Origin of the sequence: Pseudomonas sp. NPDC086581, assembly GCF_044746165.1 — a bacterium.
In the GTDB taxonomy this organism is placed as follows: domain Bacteria; phylum Pseudomonadota; class Gammaproteobacteria; order Pseudomonadales; family Pseudomonadaceae; genus Pseudomonas.
In genome coordinates, this window is record NZ_JBIVBR010000005.1 from 376,756 (window position 1) to 397,656 (window position 20,901).

The window sequence follows — 20,901 nt, forward strand, 5'->3', positions numbered from 1 at the left end:
CGCCGCATTTCACGCTACCTGCGTACTCGGCTCCAGCGGGCTTTCGCTGCTGAGGAACTGCTCCAGGCGCTCGCGCTGCCGGGCATTGAGGAACAGGCCGAGCTTGGTGCGGCGCCAGAGGATGTCATCGGCGTCGCGCGCCCATTCCTCGCGGACCAGGTATTCCACTTCCCGCGCGTAGAGCCCGGCACCCAGGTGTTCTCCCAGTTCGCTGAGGTTGTGCGCGCCGTCCAGCAGTTTCCAGATGCGGCTGCCGTAGGTGCTGGCCCAGCGCCGGGCGAGGGCCGGGTCGAGTTGGCGCAGGCGGTCCATGAGCTGGACGGCCAGTTCTTCCACCGTGGTCATGGCTTCGCCGCCGGGCAGTGGGGCGCTGGCGGTCCAACTGGCTTTCATCACGCCGGCGAAGTGCGGCGCCAATTGTTCCAGCGCAGCTTCGGCGAGCTTGCGATAGGTCGTCAGCTTGCCGCCGAACACTGACAGCAGCGGCGCTTCGCCGGGAGTGTTGTCCAGTGCCAGGGTGTAGTCGCGGGTCACGGCCGATGGATCGTCGGACTCGTCGTCGCACAGCGGGCGCACGCCGGAGAAGCTGCGCAGGATGTCCTGGCGGCCCAACTGGTGCTTGAAGTGCGCATTGACCACGTTGAGCAGGTAGTCGGTCTCTTCTTCGCTGATGCTGATCTTCGCCGGGTCGCCCTGGTATTCGCGGTCGGTGGTGCCGATCAGGGTGAACTGGCGCAGGTAGGGGATGGCGAAGACGATGCGCCGGTCCTCGTTCTGCAGGATGTACGCGTGCTCGCCTTCGTACAGACGCGGCACGATCAGGTGGCTGCCCTGGATCAGACGGATGCCGTAGGGCGGTTTCTGCCGTAGTTCCTCGCGCAGGAAACGGTCGACCCAGGGGCCAGCGGCGTTGACCAGCGCGCGGGCGCGCACCGAGTACAGGCTGCCGTCGGCGCGCTCCAGATGCAGGTGCCACAGCCCCTTGCTGCGCCGGGCGCTGACGCAGCGGGTGCGCGGGTGCACATGGGCGCCGTTCTCACGGGCGGCCATGGCGTTGAGCACCACCAGGCGGGCGTCGTCCACCGAGCAGTCGGAGTATTCGAAGCCGCGGATGATCTCGGCCTTCAGCGGGCTGTCGAGGCCGAAGCGCACACCACGGGAAGCCGGCAGCTTCTCGCGCTTGCCCAGGTGATCGTAGAGGAACAGGCCGGCGCGGATCATCCAGGCCGGGCGCAGGTGGGGGCGGTGCGGCAGCACGAAGCGCAGCGGGTGGACGATGTGCGGCGCCTTGGCCAGCAGCACTTCGCGCTCGGCGAGGGCTTCGCGGACCAGGCGGAATTCGTAGTGTTCCAGGTAGCGCAGGCCGCCGTGGACCAGCTTGCTGCTGGCGGAGGAGGTGTGGGCGGCGAGGTCGTGCTGTTCGCAAAGGAACACCGACAGCCCGCGCCCGGCAGCGTCCGCCGCAATCCCCGCGCCATTGATGCCGCCACCGACGACGGCCAGGTCATAGACTTCGGCCAGGGGCGCGTGGCGCTTGCTGGTTGGGTTCATGGGGGCCGCCTTGGGGATTGAAAGTGAATCTTTTGATGTTCGTTTTCGAAAATATCCTAGTTCAATGAATGAAATATGACCAGCATTGAGCGCGAATTCGCGCAGGCATTCGTCTGAATGTTCGAAAGTGAAGGAGTCGGGCGCGACTCAGACCAGTTCGAGCTGGACCTTGTGCTGCTGCATCAGGCGCGCCACGGTGGCGGGGGGCGGGCTGTCGGTGAACACCCGGCTGACCAGGGAGATCGGCCCCAGGCGCACCACGGCGTTGCGCCCGAACTTGCTGGAGTCGGCGGCGAGGAACACCTGCCGGGCGTTGTCGATGATGGCGCGGGAGACGCGCACTTCCTGGTAGTCGAAGTCCAGCAGGCTGCCGTCCTCGTCGATGCCGCTGATGCCGACCACGGCGAAGTCGACGCGGAACTGCTCGATGAAGTCCACCGCGGCCTGCCCGACCACACCGCCGTCGCCGCGCACGGTGCCGCCGGCGATCAGCACTTCGAAGTCGTCCTTGCCGGCGAGGATGCTGGCGACGTGCAGGTTGTTGGTAATGACCTTGAGGTTCTTGTGGCCGAGCAGGGCGCGGGCGATGGCCTCAGTGGTGGTGCCGATGTTGATGAACAGCGAGGCGTTGTCCGGGATGTGCGCGGCGATGGCCTCGGCGATGCGCTGCTTCTCGTCGCGCATCTGGTCGGCGCGGGTGTTGTAGGCGGTGTTCTCGATGCTCGAGTCCCAGGCCGCGCCGCCGTGGTAGCGGCGCAGCAGGTTCTGCTCGGCGAGCTGGTTGATGTCGCGGCGGATGGTCTGCGGGGTCACGGCGAACTGCTGGGCGAGTTCCTCGATGCTCAGGTAGCCGCGTTCGCGGACCAGATCGAGGATGCTTTGCTGTCGGGGTGGCAGATTCATTCGGTTCGCTCGCGTGGAAGGGGCGTGAGGCCAGGGATGCTATTGCGTAGAAGGATGCTGCTCAATGCGCCCCTGCGTATTCGGGAATCCATTCACTACTTCAAGTGTCTGTTGAGCGCCGTCCAGGGTTGAGTGCCGTTTCGCTTCTTCAAGTCTGGGAGAAAGGCTCAACCCTCTCCCAGCCTTTCTCAAATACCACTCCCGGTCGGGGGACCCACTCAAAGAAACCAGCACAATCCATTCAGGCATGGGAGCACACCCTCCAACCTGCAATTTAGCTCTGTAGGATGGGTGGAGCTTGCGATACCCATCACCATTGCTCGCATGAACATCAATGGGTATCGCTTCGCTCCACACCATCCTACGTTACCGGTAATGCGTTCAGTCTTCGGCCGCCCAGCCGCGCGTGCGCTCCACGGCTTTCTTCCATCCGGCATACAACCGCGTACGCTCCGCATCGTCACAGGCCGGCTGGAACACCCGCTCGATCACTGCCTTGTTCTTCAACTCGGCCAGGCTGCCCCAGAAACCGCAGGCCAGGCCCGCCAGCACGGCGGCGCCGAGGGCGGTGGTCTCGCGCATCTGCGGGCGCTCCACCGGGGTGCCGAGGATGTCGGCCTGGAACTGCATGAGGAAGTTGTTGGCCACCGCGCCGCCGTCCACGCGCAGGGCGCGCAGCGGCTCGCCGGCGTCCTGCTGCATGGCGTCGAGCACGTCGCGGGTCTGGTAGGCGATGGATTCCAGGGTGGCGCGGATCAGGTGGTCGGCCTTCACCCCACGGGTCAGGCCGAATAACGCGCCGCGGGCGTACGGGTCCCAGTAGGGCGCGCCGAGGCCGGTGAAGGCGGGGACCAGGTAGACGCCATTGCTGTCCTTCACCTTGGTGGCGAAGTACTCGGAATCGTGGGCGTCGTTGATCACCTTCAGTTCGTCGCGCAGCCACTGCACGGTGGAGCCGCCGTTGAACACCGCGCCTTCCAACGCATAGGCCACTTCGCCGCGCGGTCCGCAGGCGATGGTGGTGAGCAGGCCGTGGGTGGATTTCACCGCGTTGGCGCCGGTATTCATCAGCAGGAAGCAGCCGGTGCCGTAAGTGTTCTTCGCCTGGCCCGGCTCCACGCACATCTGCCCGAATAGTGCGGCCTGCTGGTCGCCGGCGATCCCGGCAATCGGCGTGCGGTGCACACCCAGGCCGCCGACCTTGGCGTGGCCATACACCTCGGAAGACGGGCGCACCTGCGGCAGCATCGCGCGCGGTACGCCCAGCGCGGTGAGCAGGCGTTCGTCCCAGTCGCGCTTGTGGATATCGAACATCAGGGTGCGCGAGGCGTTGGTGTAGTCGGTGACGTGCACCTCGCCTTCGGTGAGCTTCCAGATCAGCCAGCTGTCGACCGTGCCGAACAGCAACTCACCGCGTTGCGCGCGTTCGCGGGCGCCTTCGACGTTGTCGAGGATCCACTTGAGTTTGGTGCCGGAGAAGTAGGGGTCGATGACCAGTCCGGTGGTGTCGCGGATGTGCTGTTCCAGGCCGTCGCGCTTGAGCTGCTCGCAGATTGCCGCGCTGCGCCGGCACTGCCAGACGATGGCGTTGTGGATCGGCCGGCCGGTGGCCTTGTCCCACACCAGGGTGGTTTCGCGCTGGTTGGTGATGCCGATGGCGGCCACTTCGGCGACGCTGATGTTGGCCTGGGCCAGGGCTTCCACCAGGGTCGAGCTCTGGGTCGCCCAGATTTCCATCGGGTCGTGTTCGACCCAGCCCGGTTGCGGGTAGATCTGCGCGAACTCGCGCTGGGCCGTGCTGACCACGTTGGCGTCGTGGTCGAAGATGATGGCGCGCGAGCTGGTCGTGCCCTGGTCAAGGGCGACGACGTATTTCTTGTTCGTAAGGTCGGTCATGGCAGCGGCCTTGTGCGGATTCCGTTCGGCAACCCCCGGCGGCAGGGCCGGGTGGGGATTGGCGGTGAACATACGGGATTCATCCGCGTCGGTGAAGCGAACACCGTGCAGTGCGCCACACCTTGGCTTACTGTTATGCGCTGGAAAGCCGCCTGCGAGAAGCCCGCTGATCATGACCCCCGCCATCGACCTGCTGAAGAAGAACCGCGCCGAACACCACGTGCTGAGCTACGAGCACGACCCCAAGGCGCCGTCCTATGGCCTGGAGGCCGCGGAGAAGCTCAACCTCGAGCCGGCGCGGGTGTTCAAGACGTTGCTGGCGGCAAGCGAGAAGGGCGAACTGCTGGTGGCGGTGGTGCCGGTGGTGGGCAGCCTGGACCTCAAGGCGCTGGCCCACGCGGCGGGCGTGAAGAAGGCCGACATGGCCGACCCCAACGCTGCGCAGCGCGCTACGGGCTACCTGGTTGGCGGCATCAGCCCGCTAGGGCAGAAGAAGCGCCTGCGCACCTTCATCGACGAATCCGCCCAGGGCTTCCCGACCATCCATGTCAGCGCTGGCCGGCGCGGTCTGGAAGTGGAATTGAGCGCCGAGACGCTGGCCGGCCTGACCTCGGCGAAGTTCGCACCCATCGGCCGTCCCTGATCGCTCAACTCCAGGGACTGTGTGCTCCCTACTGTACGGTTCGCCGCCCGTCGGCTTCTGTCATGCTCGGCCGTCACTCACAAGGAGATTGTCATGCTGCTCGACTTCCATCAGGTGGACGCCTTCACCGACCGTCCCTTCGCCGGCAACCCGGCCATGGTTTACCGCCTCGACGCCTGGCTGAGCGACGAGCTGATGCAGAAGATTGCCGCCGAGCACAACCTCTCGGAAACCGCCTTCCTGGTGAAGGAGTCCGAGGGCTGGCGCATCCGCTGGTTTACTCCGACCGCCGAGGTGCCGCTGTGCGGCCATGCCACCCTGGCCAGCGCCCACGTGCTGTTGAACGTGTTCGATGACCCGAGCGAGGTGCTGGAACTCAACTCGCTGTCCGGCCCGCTGCGGGTGACCCGCGAGGACGGCCGGTTGGCGCTGAACTTCCCGGCGCAGCCGCCGAGCGAAACCGGTGCCACCGTGGAACTGGCGACCGCGCTGGGTGTGGACGTGGTGGATGCCCTGAGCAACGCCTCGCACCTGATGGCGCTGCTGGAGTCCGAGCAGGCCGTGCGTGACTGCAAGCCGGACTTCGCCGCCCTGGCGCGCCTGCCTTACCTGGGCGTGATCGTCACCGCGCGCAGCGATGACTACGATTTCGTCTCGCGCTTCTTCGCTCCAGCCATCGGCCTCAACGAAGACCCGGTGACCGGTGCCGCCCACTGCAGCCTGATTCCCTACTGGTCGGGCCGCCTGAACAAGCTGCAGATGCGCGCCTTCCAGTGCTCCGAGCGCGGCGGCGAGCTGTGGTGCCGCCTGGAGGACGACCGCGTGAGCATCGCTGGGTACGCACGGTTGGTGGCCAGCGGTCATCTGCTGGTTGGTTGATCTGTGACCGGGGGGATTTCGCCTCCTCGGGGTAGTCTGGTCTTCACTGAAAACCGCGCCCGTCCGGCGCGGTTCGCAGCTTCGCAGGCACTCCCATGGCAACCCTGGTCATCGCTGACTACCACACCCACACCGGCTCCACCGTTCTCGCCCCGGCGACCCTGAATGCACTGGCGGCCGCCCAGCAGATCGGAGGTGACGTGCATCTGTTGCTGGCCGGCAGCTGTCTGGCCCACCTGACGGAGCAGGCATGCGGCATCGAGTGCGTCGCGCGCGTCGTGCTGGTGGAAGATCCAGCCTACGACCACCTGCTGGCGGAAAACCTCTCCGCACTGGTCGTGCAGCTCGCTCCCGGCTACAGCCATATTCTCGCGCCTGCCACCGCCATGGGCCGTGATTGCCTGCCGCGTATTGCCGCGCTGCTGGACGTGGACGCGGTGTCCGATGTGATCGCAGTGATCGACGAGCAGACCTTCCAGCGCCCGATCTACGCAGGCAACGCCATCGCCACGGTGCGCTGCGAGGCGCCGGTGAAGGTGCTGGGTATTCGGCCAACGGCCTTCGACCCGGTTGCCGCTGAAGGCGGCAACGCCCAACTGGAAAGACGCAACGGGGCCGGCGACCTTGCGCTTTCGTCCTGGCAGGGCGAAGAGCGTCCGGACTTCGAACGTCCCGCGCTGGAGTCGGCGAAGGTGATTGTCGCCGGCGGTCGTGGCCTGCAGACGGAGGAAGGTTTCGCCGCGCTCTATCCCCTGGCGGATCGCCTGCACGGCGCTGTGGGTGCTTCGCTGGCGGCGGTGGATGCGGGCTTTGCACCGGCAGAGCTGCAGATCGGCCAGTCCGGGCGCATCGTCGCGCCGGAGCTTTACCTGGCGGTGGGGATTTCCGGTGCGGTGCAACACGTGGCGGGAATGAAGGACGCCAAGGTCATCGCCGCGATCAACCTCGACCCGGATGCGCCGATCTTTGATATCGCCGACTACGGGTTGCAGGGCGACCTGTTCGAGCTGCTGCCGGAATTGGAGAAAGCGCTTGCCTAGAGCGCCACGCTGCCCTGGGCCGGGAACAGCACCAGGTGCTCGGCGGCCACGCCGATGCTGACTTCGTCGCCGGGTTGATGGTCGGAGTGGCTCGGGAAGAGTGATTCCAGCTGGGTGCCGGTGGGCAGTTGCAGGCGATAGAGCGTCGCCGCGCCGAGGAACGACTTGCCGACGATCCGCGCCTTCAGCGCGCCATCGGTGGCCGGAACCAGGTCATCCGGGCGCAGCAGCACATCCACCGCGCTGCCGTCCGGCAGGCTGTAGGCACGGTTGCCGCGCAGCAGACCCAACTCGGTCTGCACCGCGTCGGTCCCGCGCATCTGTCCGCGAATGAAGTAGCCCTGGCCGACGAAGCTGGCGACGAAGGGCGTCTGCGGTTCGTGGTAGAGGTTGAATGGGGTGTCCCATTGCTCCAGCACGCCGTGGCGGAATACGCCGACGTGATCGCTGACGGCGAAGGCTTCTTCCTGGTCATGGGTGACCAGGATGGCGCTGGTGCCGCGCGCCTTGAGGATGTCGCGCACCTCGTGGCTGAGCTGGCGGCGCAGTTCCACATCGAGGTTGGAGAAGGGTTCGTCGAGCAGCAGCAGCTGCGGCTGCGGCGCGAGCGCGCGGGCCAGGGCCACGCGTTGCTGCTGGCCGCCGGAAAGTTCGTGCGGGAAGCGCTGGTCGAGGCCGTCGAGCTTCACCAGTTCCAGCAACTCGCCGATGATGCGCTCGCGCTCGGGATGCTTGCGGATGCCGAAGGCGACATTGTCCGCCACGGACAGGTGCGGGAACAGCGCGTAGTCCTGAAACACCATGCCGATCCGGCGCCTCTCCGGCGACAGGGTGAAACCGGGGCGGGAAATCACTTCGCCGGCCAGTTCGATGCGACCGCCCTGCACCGGCTCGAAACCGGCGATGGCGCGCAGGGTGGTGGTCTTGCCGCAGCCCGAGGGGCCGAGCAGGCAGCCAATGTCGCCGGCGTTCAGGTGAAGGCTGACGTCTTGCACCACACGCTGCTGTTCATAGCCACAGGAAAGATCTTCGAGTTTGAGCAGCAGCGTTTGGGTCATTGAACGTAGAACCTGTTCAGAATCTCGCCGAGCGCAGTCCGAGCTAGGCGGAATCAGGTAAAAAAGCGCAGTTTACGCCTGCTAAATGAGCATTTTTTACCTGATTCCAACGCCGCCCGGGACAGCGCAGGCAGATTATGGGCAGGTTCTCAGGCGTAGTGGGCGTGCTCGACCAATAGTTCGAGCAACGCCTTCTGGGCGTGGAGACGGTTTTCCGCCTGGTCCCAGGCCACGGAGCGCGCGTCGTCCAGCAGGTCTTCGCTGATCTCTTCGCCGCGGTGGGCCGGCAGGCAGTGCATGAATAGTACATCCGCCGCCGCGCCGTCGAGCAGCGCACCTGTTACCTGATATGGCTGGAACAGGCGCAGGCGCGCGGCCGCTTCGTCTTCCTGCCCCATGGAGGCCCAGACGTCGGTGCTTACCAGGTGCGCGCCGGCCACCGCTTCGCGCGGGTCGCGGAAGACTTTCACGCGCTCGCCGGCCTGCGCCATCAGCGCGGCGCTTGGTTCGTAGCCTTCCGGGCAGGCCACGTTCAGCTGGAAGTCGAAGCGGATCGCCGCCTCGATGTAGCTGTTGCACATGTTGTTGCCGTCGCCGATCCAGGCGACGGTCTTGCCGGCGATGCTGCCGCGGTGCTCATGGAAGGTTTGCATGTCGGCCAGCAACTGGCAGGGATGCAGGTCGTCCGACAGGCCATTGATCACCGGCACGCGGGAATTCTGGGCGAATTCGACCAGGTTGCTGTGGGCGAAGGTGCGGATCATCACCGCGTCGACCATTCGCGACATCACCCGTGCAGCATCGGCGATCGGTTCGCCACGGCCCAGCTGGGTGTCGCGCGGGGAGAGGAAGATGGCCTGGCCGCCGAGCTGGATCATGCCAGCTTCGAAGGAAATCCGCGTTCGCGTCGAGGCCTTCTCGAAGATCATGCCCAGCACGCGGTTCTTCAGTGGTTCGTAGAGCACGCCTCGGTCTCGCAGGTCCTTCAGCTCGGTGGCGCGGCGGATCAGACCGAGCAGTTCATCGGTCGTGTAATCCAGCATCGAGAGGAAGTGACGTGCGCTCATGGTTCGTACCTACTACTTATTCTCAGAATCAGGCCGAGGCACCGACCGGCTTTCGTGAGAAAAAACGGGCTGAACCTGCGGCGGGACCGCATGGAGCGGAAAATGGGGGGAGGCGCGATCCTATAAGGAAATGACGGATATACGCAAGTTTCGCCCGGAGGGCCCGTCAGGTGGGGCTTCAACATGGTCGTTCCTGATGCCTTGCGATTCACCCGACGGAAGCTGGTGGTGCTTCGCCAGGACTGGATTCATAGTGCTTTCGACCCCGCGACCGGCCCCATGGGGCGCTGGTGACAACAATAACGAGGCGAGCCATGAGCAAGACCCTCCACCACCGTGCGTGCCACCTGTGCGAGGCCATCTGCGGCCTGACCATCGAGACGGAGGATGAGCGCATCCTATCGATCAAGGGCGACGCCCAGGACAGTTTCAGCCGTGGCCACATCTGCCCCAAGGCGGTGGCGCTGCAGGACATTCAGAATGATCCGGATCGCCTGCGCCAACCGGTGCGCCGCGTCGGCAACGAATGGCAGCCGATTGGCTGGGACGAGGCCTTCGAGCTGGTCGCCACGCGCCTGGCGGAAATTCGCGAACGCCATGGCAGCAACGCGGTAGCGGTGTACCAGGGCAACCCCAGCGTGCACAACTACGGATTGATGACCCACAGCAACTACTTCCTCGGCCAGTTGAAGACGCGCAACCGTTATTCGGCGACCTCGGTGGACCAACTGCCGCATCATCTGGTGAGCCAGCAGATGTTCGGGCATGGCCTGCTGATTCCAATTCCCGACATCGACCACACCGACTTCATGCTGATCCTGGGCGGCAACCCGCTGGCCTCCAACGGCAGCATCATGACCGTGCCGGACGTTGAAAAACGCCTGAAGGCCGTGAAGGCGCGCGGCGGCAAGCTGGTAGTGGTCGACCCGCGCCGCACCGAGACGGCGGCGATCGCGGACCAGCACCTGTTCGTTCGTCCCGGCGAAGATGCGGCGCTACTGCTGGGCATCCTCGATACGCTGCTCGGCGAAGGGCTGACTCGCGAAACGTCCCTGCCGGTGAACGGCCTGGACGCGGTGCGCGAAGCGCTGGCGCCGTTCAAGGTTGAAGCCATGGCCGCACGCTGCGGCGTGCCGGCCGACGATATCCGCCAGCTGGCGCGGGATTTCGCCGCCGCCGACAAGGCGGTCTGCTATGGGCGCATGGGCGTTTCGACGCAAGTTTTCGGCAGCCTGTGCCAGTGGCTGGTGCAGTTGATCAACCTGGTCACCGGCAATCTCGACCGCGTCGGCGGTACCCTGTGCACCACGCCGGCAGTGGATCTGGTGGCGACTACCGCGGGCGGCGCGTTCAATCGCTGGCAGAGCCGCGTGTCCGGCCTGCCGGAATACGGCGGCGAGCTGCCGGTGGCGGCGCTGGCCGAGGAGATGCTCACCGAAGGGGAGGGGCAGGTGCGAGCGCTGGTGACGGTGGCCGGCAACCCGGTGTTGTCCACGCCCAATGGCCGTCGCCTGGAGCAGGCGCTGGACGGCCTGGAGTTCATGCTCAGCGTCGATCTGTACATCAACGAAACCACCCGCTACGCCGACCTGATCCTGCCGCCCACCGCGCCGCTGGAGCACGATCACTACGACACCACCTTCAACGTGTTCGCGGTGCGCAACGTCACCCGGTTCAACGAGGCGATCCTGCCCAAGCCCGAAGGCGCGCTGCACGACTGGGAAATCTTCGTCGGTCTGGCGAAGGCCTATGCTGCGCGCCTGGGCAGCGAGCTCAAGCCGACCATGGCGCCGGAGCAGATGATCGAGATGGGCCTGCGTGTCGGCCCCTACGGCGACGCCAGCGAGCGCAAGCTCAACCTGGCGCGGTTGCGCGAGCACCCGCACGGGCTGGACCTGGGCCCGCTGCAGCCGAACCTCGCGCCACGCCTGAAGACCGCCAGCCGCAGCATCGAAGCCGCGCCGGACATATTCCTGAGCGACTTGCGCCGTTTTGCCGATACCCAGCCGCTGGCCATCGACCAACTGCTGCTGATCGGCCGCCGCCACGTGCGCAGCAACAACTCGTGGATGCACAACTATCACCGCCTGGTGAAGGGCAAGCCGCGCCACCAGTTGCTGATGCACCCGCAGGACCTCGCCACGCGCGGGCTGGTGGATGGGCAAAAGGTGCGGGTGCGCTCGCGGGTCGGCAGCATCGAGATCGAAGTGGCGGCCAGCGATGAAGTCATGGCCGGCGTGGTCAGCCTGCCCCATGGTTGGGGCCACGGGCGGCCGGGCGTGCAGCTGTCCATCGCCCGCGAGCAGGGCGGTGCCAGCGCCAACGATCTGACCGATGAGCGCCATCTGGATGCACTCTCCGGCAACACCGCGCTCAACGGTGTGCCGGTGGAGGTCGAGGCGGCCTGACCAACTGACGCGCGTCACCTGCAAAGCCGAGCGTTGCACTCGGCTTTGCAGTACAATGCGGCGTACCGTGCCGGCCTATGCCCCCGAGGCGACTGCCGGGTCAGTGACTGATAGTTAAGCCGAGGAAGTTCATGGATATCATCGATACCATCAAAGAGCAGATCTCCAGCAACCCCGTTCTGCTGTACATGAAGGGTTCGCCGAACGCTCCCCAGTGCGGTTTCTCGTCCCGCGCCGCGCAGGTGCTGATGGCTTGCGGCGAAAAATTCGCCTATGTCGACATCCTGCAGAACCCGGAAATCCGCGCCAATCTGCCCAAGTACGCCAACTGGCCGACCTTCCCGCAACTGTGGGTCGGTGGTGAGCTGGTCGGCGGCAGCGACATCCTGGCCGAGATGTTCGAGAAGGGTGAGCTGCAACCGCTGATCAAGGACGCCGTTAGCAAGGCCAACGCCTGAGTCTTTCGTGCTGTTGCACAAAGCCCCGCCTTGGCGGGGCTTTGTTTTTGGGAAGAAATAAAAATGACTGAACAGACGCGGGCCAACGCCGCGCGCTGGGCGTGCGGATACTGCTTCGCCATGGGCGGGATGGTCCATGGCAGCGTGATGGGGCGGGTGCCGGCCCTCAAGAGCATGACCGGGGTAGACGAGCAGCAACTGGGCCAGGCGCTCTTGGGCGCTGGCTTCGGCGCGTTGCTGGCATTCGCCTTCGCCGGCGCGCTGGTGCGCCGCTATGGCAGCCGGGCGATCACTCTGATTTCGGGGCTGGCGCTGATGGCGACCTTCCCGCTGCTCGGCCTGGCGCAGGACGTCTGGGTCCTGGCAGCGGGCTTTCTCGCTGTCGGCCTGACGTTCGCGACCATGGACGTGGCGATGAACACCCAGGCGGTGGAAGTCGAGCGGCGTCTCGGCCGCCCGTGCATCTCCAGCCTGCACGGCATGTATAGCCTGGGTGGGCTCGTCGGCGCGGTCGGAGCGGCGGCCTTTGCCGACCTGACGCCGATCTGGCACTTCAGCCTGCTGGCGCTTATCGCCGTGGCGATCCTGCCGTTCTTCGCTCGCCATCTGTTCGAGGGTCGTCCGCAGCCCATGGAGGAGGAGGCGCCAGCCCAACGTGGCTGGCGCCTGCCGCCACCGGCACTGATCGGCCTGGGTGTGTTGACGCTTTGCGCGTTCGTGTCTGAAGGGGCTGTTGCCGACTGGGGCGCCTTGCTGCTGCACCAGGTCTTGGGCGCGTCCGAACGCCTGGCAGCACTGGGCTTCGCGGCATTCTCCGCGACCATGGTGCTGGGCCGGCTGTTCGGTGATCGTCTGCGCGTGCGTTTCGCCGACGAGGCGCTGGTGCGCAACCTGGCGCTGCTGGCCATCGCGGGCATGCTGCTGGCGCTGTTCAGCCCCTGGGTTGCCGGTGCGATTGGCGGTTTCGCCCTGGTGGGTGCGGGACTGTCGGTGGTGGTGCCGATCCTGATCGGCGCGGCGGGCAACCGGCCGGGTGTCGAGCCTTCGCGCGGTGTGGCGGCAGTGGCTTCCTTCGGCTACGGCGGCTTGCTGCTGGGCCCGCCGCTGATCGGCTTCCTCGCCGAGCACGTGGGCTTGCGCCTGTCGTTGCTGGTGGTGGTGGGGCTGTGCGCCGGGCTGGTGCTGAAGGCGTCACTGGTGCGCCGTCCGCCGAAGGCGAACGTCTAGAAGGGAAGGGCACCGGCGTCCACAACAGCGCCGGTGCCTTTTTTCTATCAGTCGTCTTCGTGCATGTGCGACTGCAGGTAGTTTTCCAGACCGACTTTCTGGATCAGGCCCAGCTGGGTTTCCAGGTAGTCGATGTGCTCTTCCTCGGACTCGAGGATGTCCTTGAGCAGGTCGCGGCTGACGTAGTCATGCACGCTTTCGCAATGCACGATGGCGTCGCGCAGGTCCTTGCAGGCCTTGAGCTCGAGGTTCAGGTCGCACTGCAGCATTTCCTGGGTGTTCTCGCCGATCAGCAGCTTGCCCAAGTCCTGCAGGTTGGGCAGGCCTTCGAGGAACAGGATGCGTTCGATGAGCTTGTCGGCGTGCTTCATCTCATCGATGGACTCGTGGTACTCGTGCGCGCCGAGGCGCTTCAGGCCCCAGTCGTTCCACATGCGCGAGTGCAGGAAGTACTGGTTGATGGCGATCAGCTCGTTGCCGAGGATCTTGTTCAGATGCTGGATGACTTTCTTGTCGCCTTTCATGCCGGGGTCCTGCCGTGTGGAGTGGGAGAGATTGAAATTCTCGCGCCCTTATAACCATCTGTCAAACATAAGTCCTTGAATTAGCTATAAAAAGGAATATGAATGCGAATGTTTTCATTCCGCAACTTGGCGCTAAGGCACTGAATCGCGGGCATAAAAAAACCGGGCCAGGGCCCGGTTTCTTTGAAATTTTTGGCTGAATCGATCAGCGGTCTTTTGCTCAACCCGCCGCGTAGGCCAGGTTGTAGTTCATTGCCTGGGCGCTTTGCAGCTCGCCGAGGGTCTCGCGAACCACCTGTTTGGCCAGGCAGGCACACTTGCCGCACTGGGTGCCGACGCCGGTGCATTCGCGCACTTCGCGGTAGTTGCAGGCGCCGTCGTAGATCGCATCGCGGATCTGGGTATCGGTAACACCGTTGCAGAGGCAGACGTACATGGTTGCACTACAGTCGCTGTGGGGTTGTTGGAAGCGATACTAATAATAATGAGAATGATTGTCAAAGTTTGCCGGAAGCCCTTTTTGCGGCCTCCGATAAATGGTCACAAGACAGTGAATCGGCCGCCAATACCGCACGGATGAAGGCGCTGCGTGCCAGGTGTATGATGGCTGCCCCACTGGAGCGGCAACCCCTCAAGCCCGGCGGTTTTGCCCGGACAACAGGTTTTTCGCTCTCAAGCGCCTCACCATTTCTGGAGACAAGGAATGAGCGTACTCGTAGGAAAGAAAGCTCCCGATTTCAACGTGGCTGCCGTGCTGGGCACCGGCGAGATCGTCGACAGTTTCGTGCTGTCCGAAGCGATCAAGGGCAAGTACGGCCTGGTGTTCTTCTACCCGCTGGACTTCACCTTCGTCTGCCCGTCCGAACTGATCGCCCTGGACCACCGCATCCCTGACTTCCAGGCGCGCAACGTCGAAGTGATCGGCGTTTCCATCGACTCCCACTTCACCCACAACGCCTGGCGCAACACTCCGGTAGACAAGGGCGGCATCGGCCCGGTCAAGTACACCCTTGCCGCGGACATCACCCATGAGATCGCCAAGGCCTACGACGTCGAGTCCGAAGGCGGCGTGGCTTTCCGTGGCGCCTTCCTGATCGACCTGAACGGCGTGGTGCGTTCGCAGATCGTCAACGACCTGCCGCTGGGCCGTAACATGGACGAGCTGCTGCGTCTGGTCGATGCCCTGCAGTTCACCGAGGAGCACGGCGAAGTCTGCCCGGCCAACTGGAAGAAGGGCGACAAGGGCATGACCGCCTCGCCTGAGGGCGTCGCCGCCTACCTGGCCGAGAACGCCGGCAAGCTGTAAGGCTGCTGGTTAACGAAAAAAGCCCCGCAATCGCGGGGCTTTTTTATTCAGGAAGGCACGATCAGTGATCGTCTTCCATCCAGCCGCCGAATTCCTTCCAGCGGTTGACGATGCCGCAGAACAGCTCGGCAGTCTTCTCGGTGTCGTAGCGCGCGGAGTGGGCCTCGCGGTTGTCGAACTCGATGCCGGCAGTCTGGCAGGCTTTGGCCAGGACGGTCTGGCCGTAGGCGAGGCCGGCCAGCGTCGCGGTGTCGAAGCTGGAGAACGGGTGGAACGGGTTGCGCTTCACGCCGCTGCGGTTGACCGCGGCGTTGAGGAAGCCCAGGTCGAAGCTGCTGTTGTGGCCGACCAGGATCGCCCGCTTGCAGCCGTTGGACTTCAGCGACTTGCGGATGCCACGGAAGATTTCGGTCAGCGCCTGCTCTTCCGGCACGGCCATGCGCAGCGGGTGGTCCAGCTTGATGCCGGTGAACTCCAGCGCAGCCTGCTCGATGTTGGCGCCCTCGAAGGGTTCCACACGGAAGAAGTAGGTGTGCTCGGGGAACAGGTAGCCGCTCTCGTCCATGCCGATGGTGACGGCGGCGATCTCCAGCAGGGCGTCGGTGCCGGCGTTGAAGCCGCCGGTTTCGACGTCCACCACGACCGGCAGGTAGCCACGGAAGCGGCGCGCCATCGGGTGGCGCGGGCCGGGCGGGAAGGAACCGTCGAGTTCTTCTTCGAAGATTTCGTTCTCGTCACTCATGCCTCGGTCTCCAGCAGGCGCCAGCGCAGTTTTTCACCGGCGCGCAGCGGGACCACGTCGAAGTCGCCGAATGGCAGGGCCGCCGGGGCTTCCCATTCTTCGCGGACCAGGGTGATGCGGTCGCTATTGCGCGGCAGGCCGTAGAAATCCGGGCCGTGGAAGCTGGCGAAGCCTTCCAGCTTGTCCAGTGCATTGCGCTGCTCGAAGGCTTCGGCGTAGAGCTCGATGGCGGCGTAGGCGGTGTAGCAGCCGGCGCAACCACAGGCGGCTTCCTTGGCGTGGCGCGCGTGGGGCGCCGAGTCGGTGCCCAGGAAAAACTTCGGGCTGCCGCTGGTGGCGGCATCCAGCAGGGCTTCCTGGTGGGTGTTGCGCTTCAAGATGGGCAGGCAATAGAAGTGCGGGCGAATGCCGCCAACCAACATGTGGTTACGGTTGTAGAGCAGGTGATGCGCGGTGATGGTAGCGCCGACGTTGGCCGGGGCGGCCTTGACGAAGGCGGCGGCATCGCCGGTGGTGATGTGCTCGAAGACCACCTTGAGGGTCGGGAAGCGCTCGACCACGCGCGTCAGGTGCTCGTCGATGAAGCGCTTCTCGCGGTCGAACACGTCGACCTCGGCGCGGGTCACCTCGCCATGCACCAGCAGCGGCAGGCCGACCTCGGCCATGGCTTCGAGCACGTGGAAGATGTTGTCGACGCTGGTGACGCCGGAATCGGAGTTGGTGGTGGCGCCGGCCGGGTACAGCTTGGCGGCATGCACGAAGCCGGAGGCCTTGGCGGCGCGGACTTCCTCGGCGCTGGTACGGTCGGTGAGGTACAGCACCATCAGCGGCTCGAAGCGGCTGCCGGCCGGACGGGCGGCGAGGATGCGCTGGCGGTAGGCGTCGGCTTCGGCGGCGTTGCGTACCGGCGGAACCAGGTTCGGCATGATGATGGCGCGGCCGAAGGTGCGGGCGGCGTCGCCGACGGTTTGCGCGAGAGCGGCGCCGTCGCGCAGGTGGATGTGCCAGTCGTCGGGGCGCAGGAGTGTCAGGCGGTCGGACATGCGGATTCCAGGGAGGCGGTTGCAGCGGGAAGAGGGGGAAATGCTACCGGAAAAGGCTGCCGCCGGCACTCGCTATCAAGTTTTGCCAAGGCCGACCGATAGAATCTGAGACGCCTCTTTACCTGTGTGGAAGCCATCGTGCGCCAGCCCTCTCTTCTCCTGCTTGCTCTCTGCGCCAGCCTTCCGGCCTGGGGGCTGACCTTCCAGACGCGCATGGAAAGTGCGCAATGGACGGTGGAGGGCGACCAGTTCGAGTGCCGGCTGTCGCAGAGCGTGGCCGGTTTTGGCCTGGGCGAGTTCGTCTGGCGAGCCGGCGAACTGCCGACTTTCCGCCTCAAGCCGCAGACGGGCTGGCTGGGCAGCGGCTCGGCGACCCTGCTGGCGGCCGCGCCACCGTGGCGCCCTGGGCAGGGCGACCTGAACCTGGGGGCGGTGCAGGTGGGGTTGGGCGATGTGCCTTTCAACAGTACCCAGCAGCAGGCCGGGCGCCTGCTCGGCGGCCTGCTGGAGGGGCGCACTCCGGAGGTTCGCCACCGCACGCGCACGGGCGAAAACCTGCTGGTAAGGCTGATGCCAACGCGTTTCGCCGACGGATACGTGAAGTTCCAGGACTGTTCGACGAAGATGCTCCCGGTCAACTTCGACCAGGTGCGCCAGAGCCAGGTCGGCTTCCCGGACGGCGGCACCGAGGTCGATCCGCTGGGTCGCGCCAAGCTGGACATCATCCTGCAGTACATGAAGGCCGACCCGACAGTGAATCGCATCGAACTGGACGGCCACTCCGACAACAGCGGCAACCGCCTGGCCAACCGCGAGGCCTCACGCCGCCGTGCGATCGCGGTGATGGAGTACCTGAAGGCCAATGGCGTGGCGGAATCGCAGATCACCATGCGTTTCTATGGCGAGCGCTATCCGTTGGTGAAGAACAATTCCGCCGCCAACCGCGCGAAGAACCGTCGGGTGACGGTGAACCTGTCCCGCGAGGCGGTCGTCGAGCAGGCACCCGCCGAAGCCCCGCCAGCCCCTGCCGCACCGGCTTCCAGCACCGCCAGCGCGCCGGCTCAGGGTGCGCCGTCAGCGCCTGCCGCCAACGCCTCCAACCCGCCTGCAACGCCGCCTTCAGCACCCAAGGGCTGACCCGCGGCGTCGGGTCGCACCGACGATAGTATTTGTCGCTTTGTCGTCAAAAGCTGTCGCCCCTCTGTAAATTATTCCGAGCGGACAGTAGAATCGGTCCCTTTCGTGACAACCCCCGTGGAGTTGAGTGGCATGGCGGACGTGAAGAAGGTAGTCCTGGCGTATTCCGGTGGCCTGGACACCTCGGTAATTCTGAAGTGGCTGCAGGATACCTATAACTGCGAAGTGGTGACCTTCACCGCCGACCTGGGTCAGGGCGAAGAGGTCGAGCCGGCCCGCGCCAAGGCCAAGCAGATGGGTGTGAAAGAGGTCTTCATCGAGGACCTGCGAGAAGAGTTCGTCCGCGACTTCGTCTTCCCGATGTTCCGTGCCAACACCGTCTACGAAGGCGAGTACCTGCTGGGTACTTCCATCGCCCGTCCGCTGATCGCCAAGCGCCTGATCGAGATCGCCAACGCCACCGGCGCTGACGCCATCTCCCATGGCGCCACCGGCAAGGGCAACGACCAGGTGCGTTTCGAGCTGGGTGCCTACGCGCTCAAGCCGGGCGTGAAGGTGATCGCTCCCTGGCGTGAGTGGGACCTGCTGTCCCGCGAGAAACTGATGGACTACGCCGAAGCCCATAACATCCCGATCGAGCGCCACGGCAAAAAGAAGTCGCCGTACTCCATGGACGCCAACCTGCTGCACATCTCCTATGAAGGCGGCGTGCTGGAAGACACCTGGACCGAGCACGAAGAGGACATGTGGAAGTGGACCGTCTCCCCGGAGAAGGCCCCTGACACCGCCACCTACATCGAGCTGACCTACCGCAAGGGCGACATCGTCGCCATCGACGGCAAGGAGATGACTCCGGCCCAGGTACTGACCGAGCTGAACCGTATCGGCGGCGCCAACGGCATCGGCCGTCTGGACATCGTCGAGAACCGCTACGTCGGCATGAAGTCCCGTGGCTGCTACGAAACTCCCGGCGGCACCATCATGCTCAAGGCGCACCGTGCCATCGAGTCGATCACCCTGGACCGCGAAGTCGCTCACCTGAAGGACGAGCTGATGCCGCGCTACGCCAAGCTGATCTACACCGGCTACTGGTGGAGCCCGGAGCGCGAAATGCTCCAGCAGATGATCGATGCCTCCCAGGAACACGTGAACGGCGTCGTGCGCCTGAAACTGTACAAGGGCAATGTCATCGTCACCGGCCGCAAATCCGACGACTCGCTGTTCGATGCCAACATCGCGACCTTCGAGGAAGATGGCGGCGCCTACAACCAGGCCGATGCCGCTGGCTTCATCAAGCTCAACGCGCTGCGCATGCGTATCGCCGCGAACAAGGGCCGCAAGCTGTTCTGATAAGCTTGCGTCTCCCGTGACAAGCAAACCCCGGCCACGAGCCGGGGTTTGTGTTTATAAGCCCGCTATCCGGGCACCTGATGAGGAAAGAACCGATGAAACTGCTGCACACCATGCTGCGCGTCGGCGACATGGACAAATCCATTGCCTTCTACACCGAAGTCCTGGGCATGACCCTGCTGCGCCGCAAGGATTATCCGGACGGCCAGTTCACTCTGGCATTCGTCGGCTACGGCAACGAAGACGACAACAGCGTCATCGAGCTGACCTACAACTGGGGCGTCGACAAGTATGAGCTGGGCACTGGCTACGGCCACATCGCCCTGGAAGTGGCCGACGTCTACAAGGCCTGCGAGGACATCCGCTCGCGCGGCGGCAAGATCACCCGCGAGCCGGGCCCGATGAAGCACGGCACCAGCATCCTGGCCTTCGTCGAGGACCCGGACGTACCCCAAAGTATTCACTGATTTGACACCCTTCTAAAGTCGTCTAGATATGGACAGGAGCCTCCTTGGTAGGGATCCTGGTCATGCCTCTCCCTCGCGCGCAATCCGTTCTCGTTAAAAGCTTCCGCCTGACAGAGACCCAGCCCTTGTGCGGTATGGAGGGGACAGTCGTCAGCACTCCCCTAGCCACCTATCGCGTCTCACCCACCGACTCAGCCACGCCGGCGGTCAGCTTCCCGTTGGTCAGAACAGCCGACGGCGCAATTTGGCAGGAAGCCTGTCTTTTCCTGATATATAAATTTCAAAACAATTGTAAGGTCAAAACCTGCGTAGGTTTGGCGAAAGACTTAGCTTTGTATCGGCGATATTTGGATGCTGAGGGTGAATCACCCCTAGTTTCGTAGACACCTCCAAGCCTCATAATGAGGCCCATCAGGAGGTGCCATGAGCAACCAGCGTTACCCCGAAGAATTCAAAATCGAAGCGGTCAGACAAGTTACCGAGCGCGGCCTGCGTGTAGCGGATGTGGCGGAGCGTTTGGGTGTGTCGGTGCATAGCCTCTATGTCTGGATCAGGCGCTATAGCAAGCCCCAGGAACAGCGGCAGCAAGAAGGCGATCAGCAAGCCGAACTGCGTCGTTTGCGCGCCGAACTCAAGCGGGTGACCGAAGAGCGAGACATCCTAAAAAAGGCCGCCGCGTACTTTGCCAAGGAGTCCGGCTGAAGTACGCCTTCATCAGCAAGCTGTCGGTGGAGTACCCGGTTCGACGTCTCTGCCAGACCCTCAAGGTGCATCCCAGCGGTTACTACGCTTGGCTGGCCGAGCCGAAATCCGTACGCGCCAAGGAAGATCAGCGCCTGGTCGGATTGATCAAACATGCCTGGCTGGAAAGCGGTGGGGTCTACGGCTATCGCAAGATCCACGACGACCTGCGTGAGCTGGGAGAGTCCTGTGGCCGGCATCGCGTAGCCCGCCTGATGCGGGGGGAAGGGGTGCGCTCGCAGACCGGCTATCGTCGTCGGCCCGGCTACTACGGCGGCAAGCCCACGGTGGCTTCGCCCAACCGTCTGGAGCGGCAATTTACCGTCAGCGAGCCGAACAAGGTCTGGGTCACTGACATCACTTACATCCGCACTTATGAAGGCTGGTTGTACTTGGCGGTGGTGCTGGATCTGTTTTCGCGCCAGGTGATCGGCTGGTCGATGAAACCTCGGATGTGCAGC

19 protein-coding genes and 1 pseudogene are annotated in these 20,901 nt (G+C 64.5%); 11 read left to right on the forward strand and 9 right to left on the reverse strand.

Going from position 1 to position 20,901, the window contains the following annotated elements; all coding sequences use genetic code 11:
* Positions 1–9: 9 nt before the first annotated feature.
* The 3 genes from glpD to glpK all read right to left on the reverse strand — a co-directional run bounded on the left by glpD (position 10) and on the right by glpK (position 4,350).
* Positions 10–1,551: a glycerol-3-phosphate dehydrogenase gene (gene glpD / locus ACIPK7_RS13310; protein ID WP_401088197.1), complete on the reverse strand. Its 1,542-nt coding sequence runs from the start codon at positions 1,549–1,551 to the stop codon at positions 10–12.
* A gap of 147 nt (positions 1,552–1,698) precedes the next feature.
* A complete protein-coding gene (locus ACIPK7_RS13315) occupies positions 1,699–2,454 on the reverse strand; it encodes a DeoR/GlpR family transcriptional regulator (RefSeq protein ID WP_192435114.1) in 756 nt (251 codons plus the stop codon).
* A gap of 381 nt (positions 2,455–2,835) precedes the next feature.
* Positions 2,836–4,350: a glycerol kinase GlpK gene (gene glpK, locus ACIPK7_RS13320; protein WP_401088219.1), complete on the reverse strand. Its 1,515-nt coding sequence runs from the start codon at positions 4,348–4,350 to the stop codon at positions 2,836–2,838.
* 172 nt (positions 4,351–4,522) lie between these two features.
* Here glpK and ybaK point away from each other — a divergent pair, with 172 nt between their 5' ends.
* From ybaK to ACIPK7_RS13335, 3 genes are all read left to right on the forward strand, one after another.
* Positions 4,523–4,993 (forward strand): Cys-tRNA(Pro) deacylase, encoded by a 471-nt coding sequence (gene ybaK, locus ACIPK7_RS13325; RefSeq protein WP_192435110.1) that lies wholly within the window; start codon positions 4,523–4,525, stop codon positions 4,991–4,993.
* 93 nt (positions 4,994–5,086) lie between these two features.
* Positions 5,087–5,872, forward strand: coding sequence for a PhzF family phenazine biosynthesis protein (locus ACIPK7_RS13330; RefSeq protein ID WP_401088199.1), 786 nt, complete (start codon positions 5,087–5,089; stop codon positions 5,870–5,872).
* A gap of 95 nt (positions 5,873–5,967) precedes the next feature.
* Positions 5,968–6,912: an electron transfer flavoprotein subunit alpha/FixB family protein gene (locus ACIPK7_RS13335; RefSeq protein WP_401088201.1), complete on the forward strand. Its 945-nt coding sequence runs from the start codon at positions 5,968–5,970 to the stop codon at positions 6,910–6,912.
* Here ACIPK7_RS13335 and ACIPK7_RS13340 read toward each other — a convergent pair.
* Together ACIPK7_RS13340 and argF are read right to left on the reverse strand one after the other, a co-directional pair.
* Complete coding sequence (locus tag ACIPK7_RS13340; RefSeq protein ID WP_192435097.1) at positions 6,909–7,970, reverse strand: ABC transporter ATP-binding protein; 1,062 nt, start codon at positions 7,968–7,970, stop codon at positions 6,909–6,911. The genes ACIPK7_RS13335 and ACIPK7_RS13340 overlap by 4 nt on opposite strands.
* A gap of 149 nt (positions 7,971–8,119) precedes the next feature.
* Complete coding sequence (gene argF, locus ACIPK7_RS13345) at positions 8,120–9,037, reverse strand: ornithine carbamoyltransferase (RefSeq protein ID WP_192435095.1); 918 nt, start codon at positions 9,035–9,037, stop codon at positions 8,120–8,122.
* Between the two features lie 314 nt (positions 9,038–9,351).
* On the opposite strand from argF, the gene ACIPK7_RS13350 reads away from it, so the two are divergent.
* The 3 genes from ACIPK7_RS13350 (at position 9,352) to ACIPK7_RS13360 (ending at position 13,130) form a co-directional block, all read left to right on the forward strand.
* Positions 9,352–11,445, forward strand: coding sequence for a molybdopterin oxidoreductase family protein (locus tag ACIPK7_RS13350; protein WP_401088203.1), 2,094 nt, complete (start codon positions 9,352–9,354; stop codon positions 11,443–11,445).
* A gap of 131 nt (positions 11,446–11,576) precedes the next feature.
* Positions 11,577–11,903 (forward strand): Grx4 family monothiol glutaredoxin, encoded by a 327-nt coding sequence (grxD, locus tag ACIPK7_RS13355; protein WP_017521010.1) that lies wholly within the window; start codon positions 11,577–11,579, stop codon positions 11,901–11,903.
* Between the two features lie 63 nt (positions 11,904–11,966).
* Positions 11,967–13,130 carry an MFS transporter gene (locus ACIPK7_RS13360; RefSeq protein ID WP_401088205.1) on the forward strand — a complete coding sequence of 388 codons (1,164 nt, stop codon included), beginning with the start codon at positions 11,967–11,969 and terminating at the stop codon, positions 13,128–13,130.
* 47 nt (positions 13,131–13,177) lie between these two features.
* Here the strand turns inward: ACIPK7_RS13360 and bfrB are convergent, their stop codons facing one another.
* Together bfrB and ACIPK7_RS13370 are read right to left on the reverse strand one after the other, a co-directional pair.
* Positions 13,178–13,654 carry a bacterioferritin BfrB gene (gene bfrB, locus ACIPK7_RS13365; protein ID WP_017521012.1) on the reverse strand — a complete coding sequence of 159 codons (477 nt, stop codon included), beginning with the start codon at positions 13,652–13,654 and terminating at the stop codon, positions 13,178–13,180.
* Between the two features lie 220 nt (positions 13,655–13,874).
* A complete protein-coding gene (locus ACIPK7_RS13370) occupies positions 13,875–14,090 on the reverse strand; it encodes a bacterioferritin-associated ferredoxin (protein WP_192435091.1) in 216 nt (71 codons plus the stop codon).
* A 267-nt stretch (positions 14,091–14,357) separates the two neighbouring features.
* Here ACIPK7_RS13370 and ACIPK7_RS13375 point away from each other — a divergent pair, with 267 nt between their 5' ends.
* Positions 14,358–14,960: a peroxiredoxin gene (locus ACIPK7_RS13375; RefSeq protein WP_192435089.1), complete on the forward strand. Its 603-nt coding sequence runs from the start codon at positions 14,358–14,360 to the stop codon at positions 14,958–14,960.
* A 61-nt stretch (positions 14,961–15,021) separates the two neighbouring features.
* Here the strand turns inward: ACIPK7_RS13375 and rnt are convergent, their stop codons facing one another.
* The gene (gene rnt / locus ACIPK7_RS13380; protein ID WP_037011317.1) at positions 15,022–15,702 is read right to left on the reverse strand and encodes a ribonuclease T; all 681 of its coding nucleotides are present in this window, start codon (positions 15,700–15,702) and stop codon (positions 15,022–15,024) included.
* A complete protein-coding gene (gene pyrC, locus ACIPK7_RS13385) occupies positions 15,699–16,745 on the reverse strand; it encodes a dihydroorotase (protein WP_192289623.1) in 1,047 nt (348 codons plus the stop codon). The genes rnt and pyrC overlap by 4 nt, the downstream gene beginning before the upstream one ends.
* 138 nt (positions 16,746–16,883) lie before the next feature.
* Between pyrC and ACIPK7_RS13390 the strand changes: the two genes are divergently transcribed.
* The 4 genes and pseudogenes from ACIPK7_RS13390 to ACIPK7_RS13405 form a co-directional block, all read left to right on the forward strand.
* Complete coding sequence (locus ACIPK7_RS13390; RefSeq protein ID WP_401088208.1) at positions 16,884–17,882, forward strand: OmpA family protein; 999 nt, start codon at positions 16,884–16,886, stop codon at positions 17,880–17,882.
* A 132-nt stretch (positions 17,883–18,014) separates the two neighbouring features.
* The gene (locus ACIPK7_RS13395; protein ID WP_192435087.1) at positions 18,015–19,232 is read left to right on the forward strand and encodes an argininosuccinate synthase; all 1,218 of its coding nucleotides are present in this window, start codon (positions 18,015–18,017) and stop codon (positions 19,230–19,232) included.
* 95 nt (positions 19,233–19,327) lie between these two features.
* Entirely contained in the window at positions 19,328–19,699 is a 372-nt protein-coding gene (gene gloA / locus ACIPK7_RS13400; protein ID WP_401088210.1) for a lactoylglutathione lyase, read from the forward strand.
* A 423-nt stretch (positions 19,700–20,122) separates the two neighbouring features.
* Positions 20,123–20,901 (forward strand): annotated as a pseudogene (locus ACIPK7_RS13405) (IS3 family transposase); the annotation flags it as partial.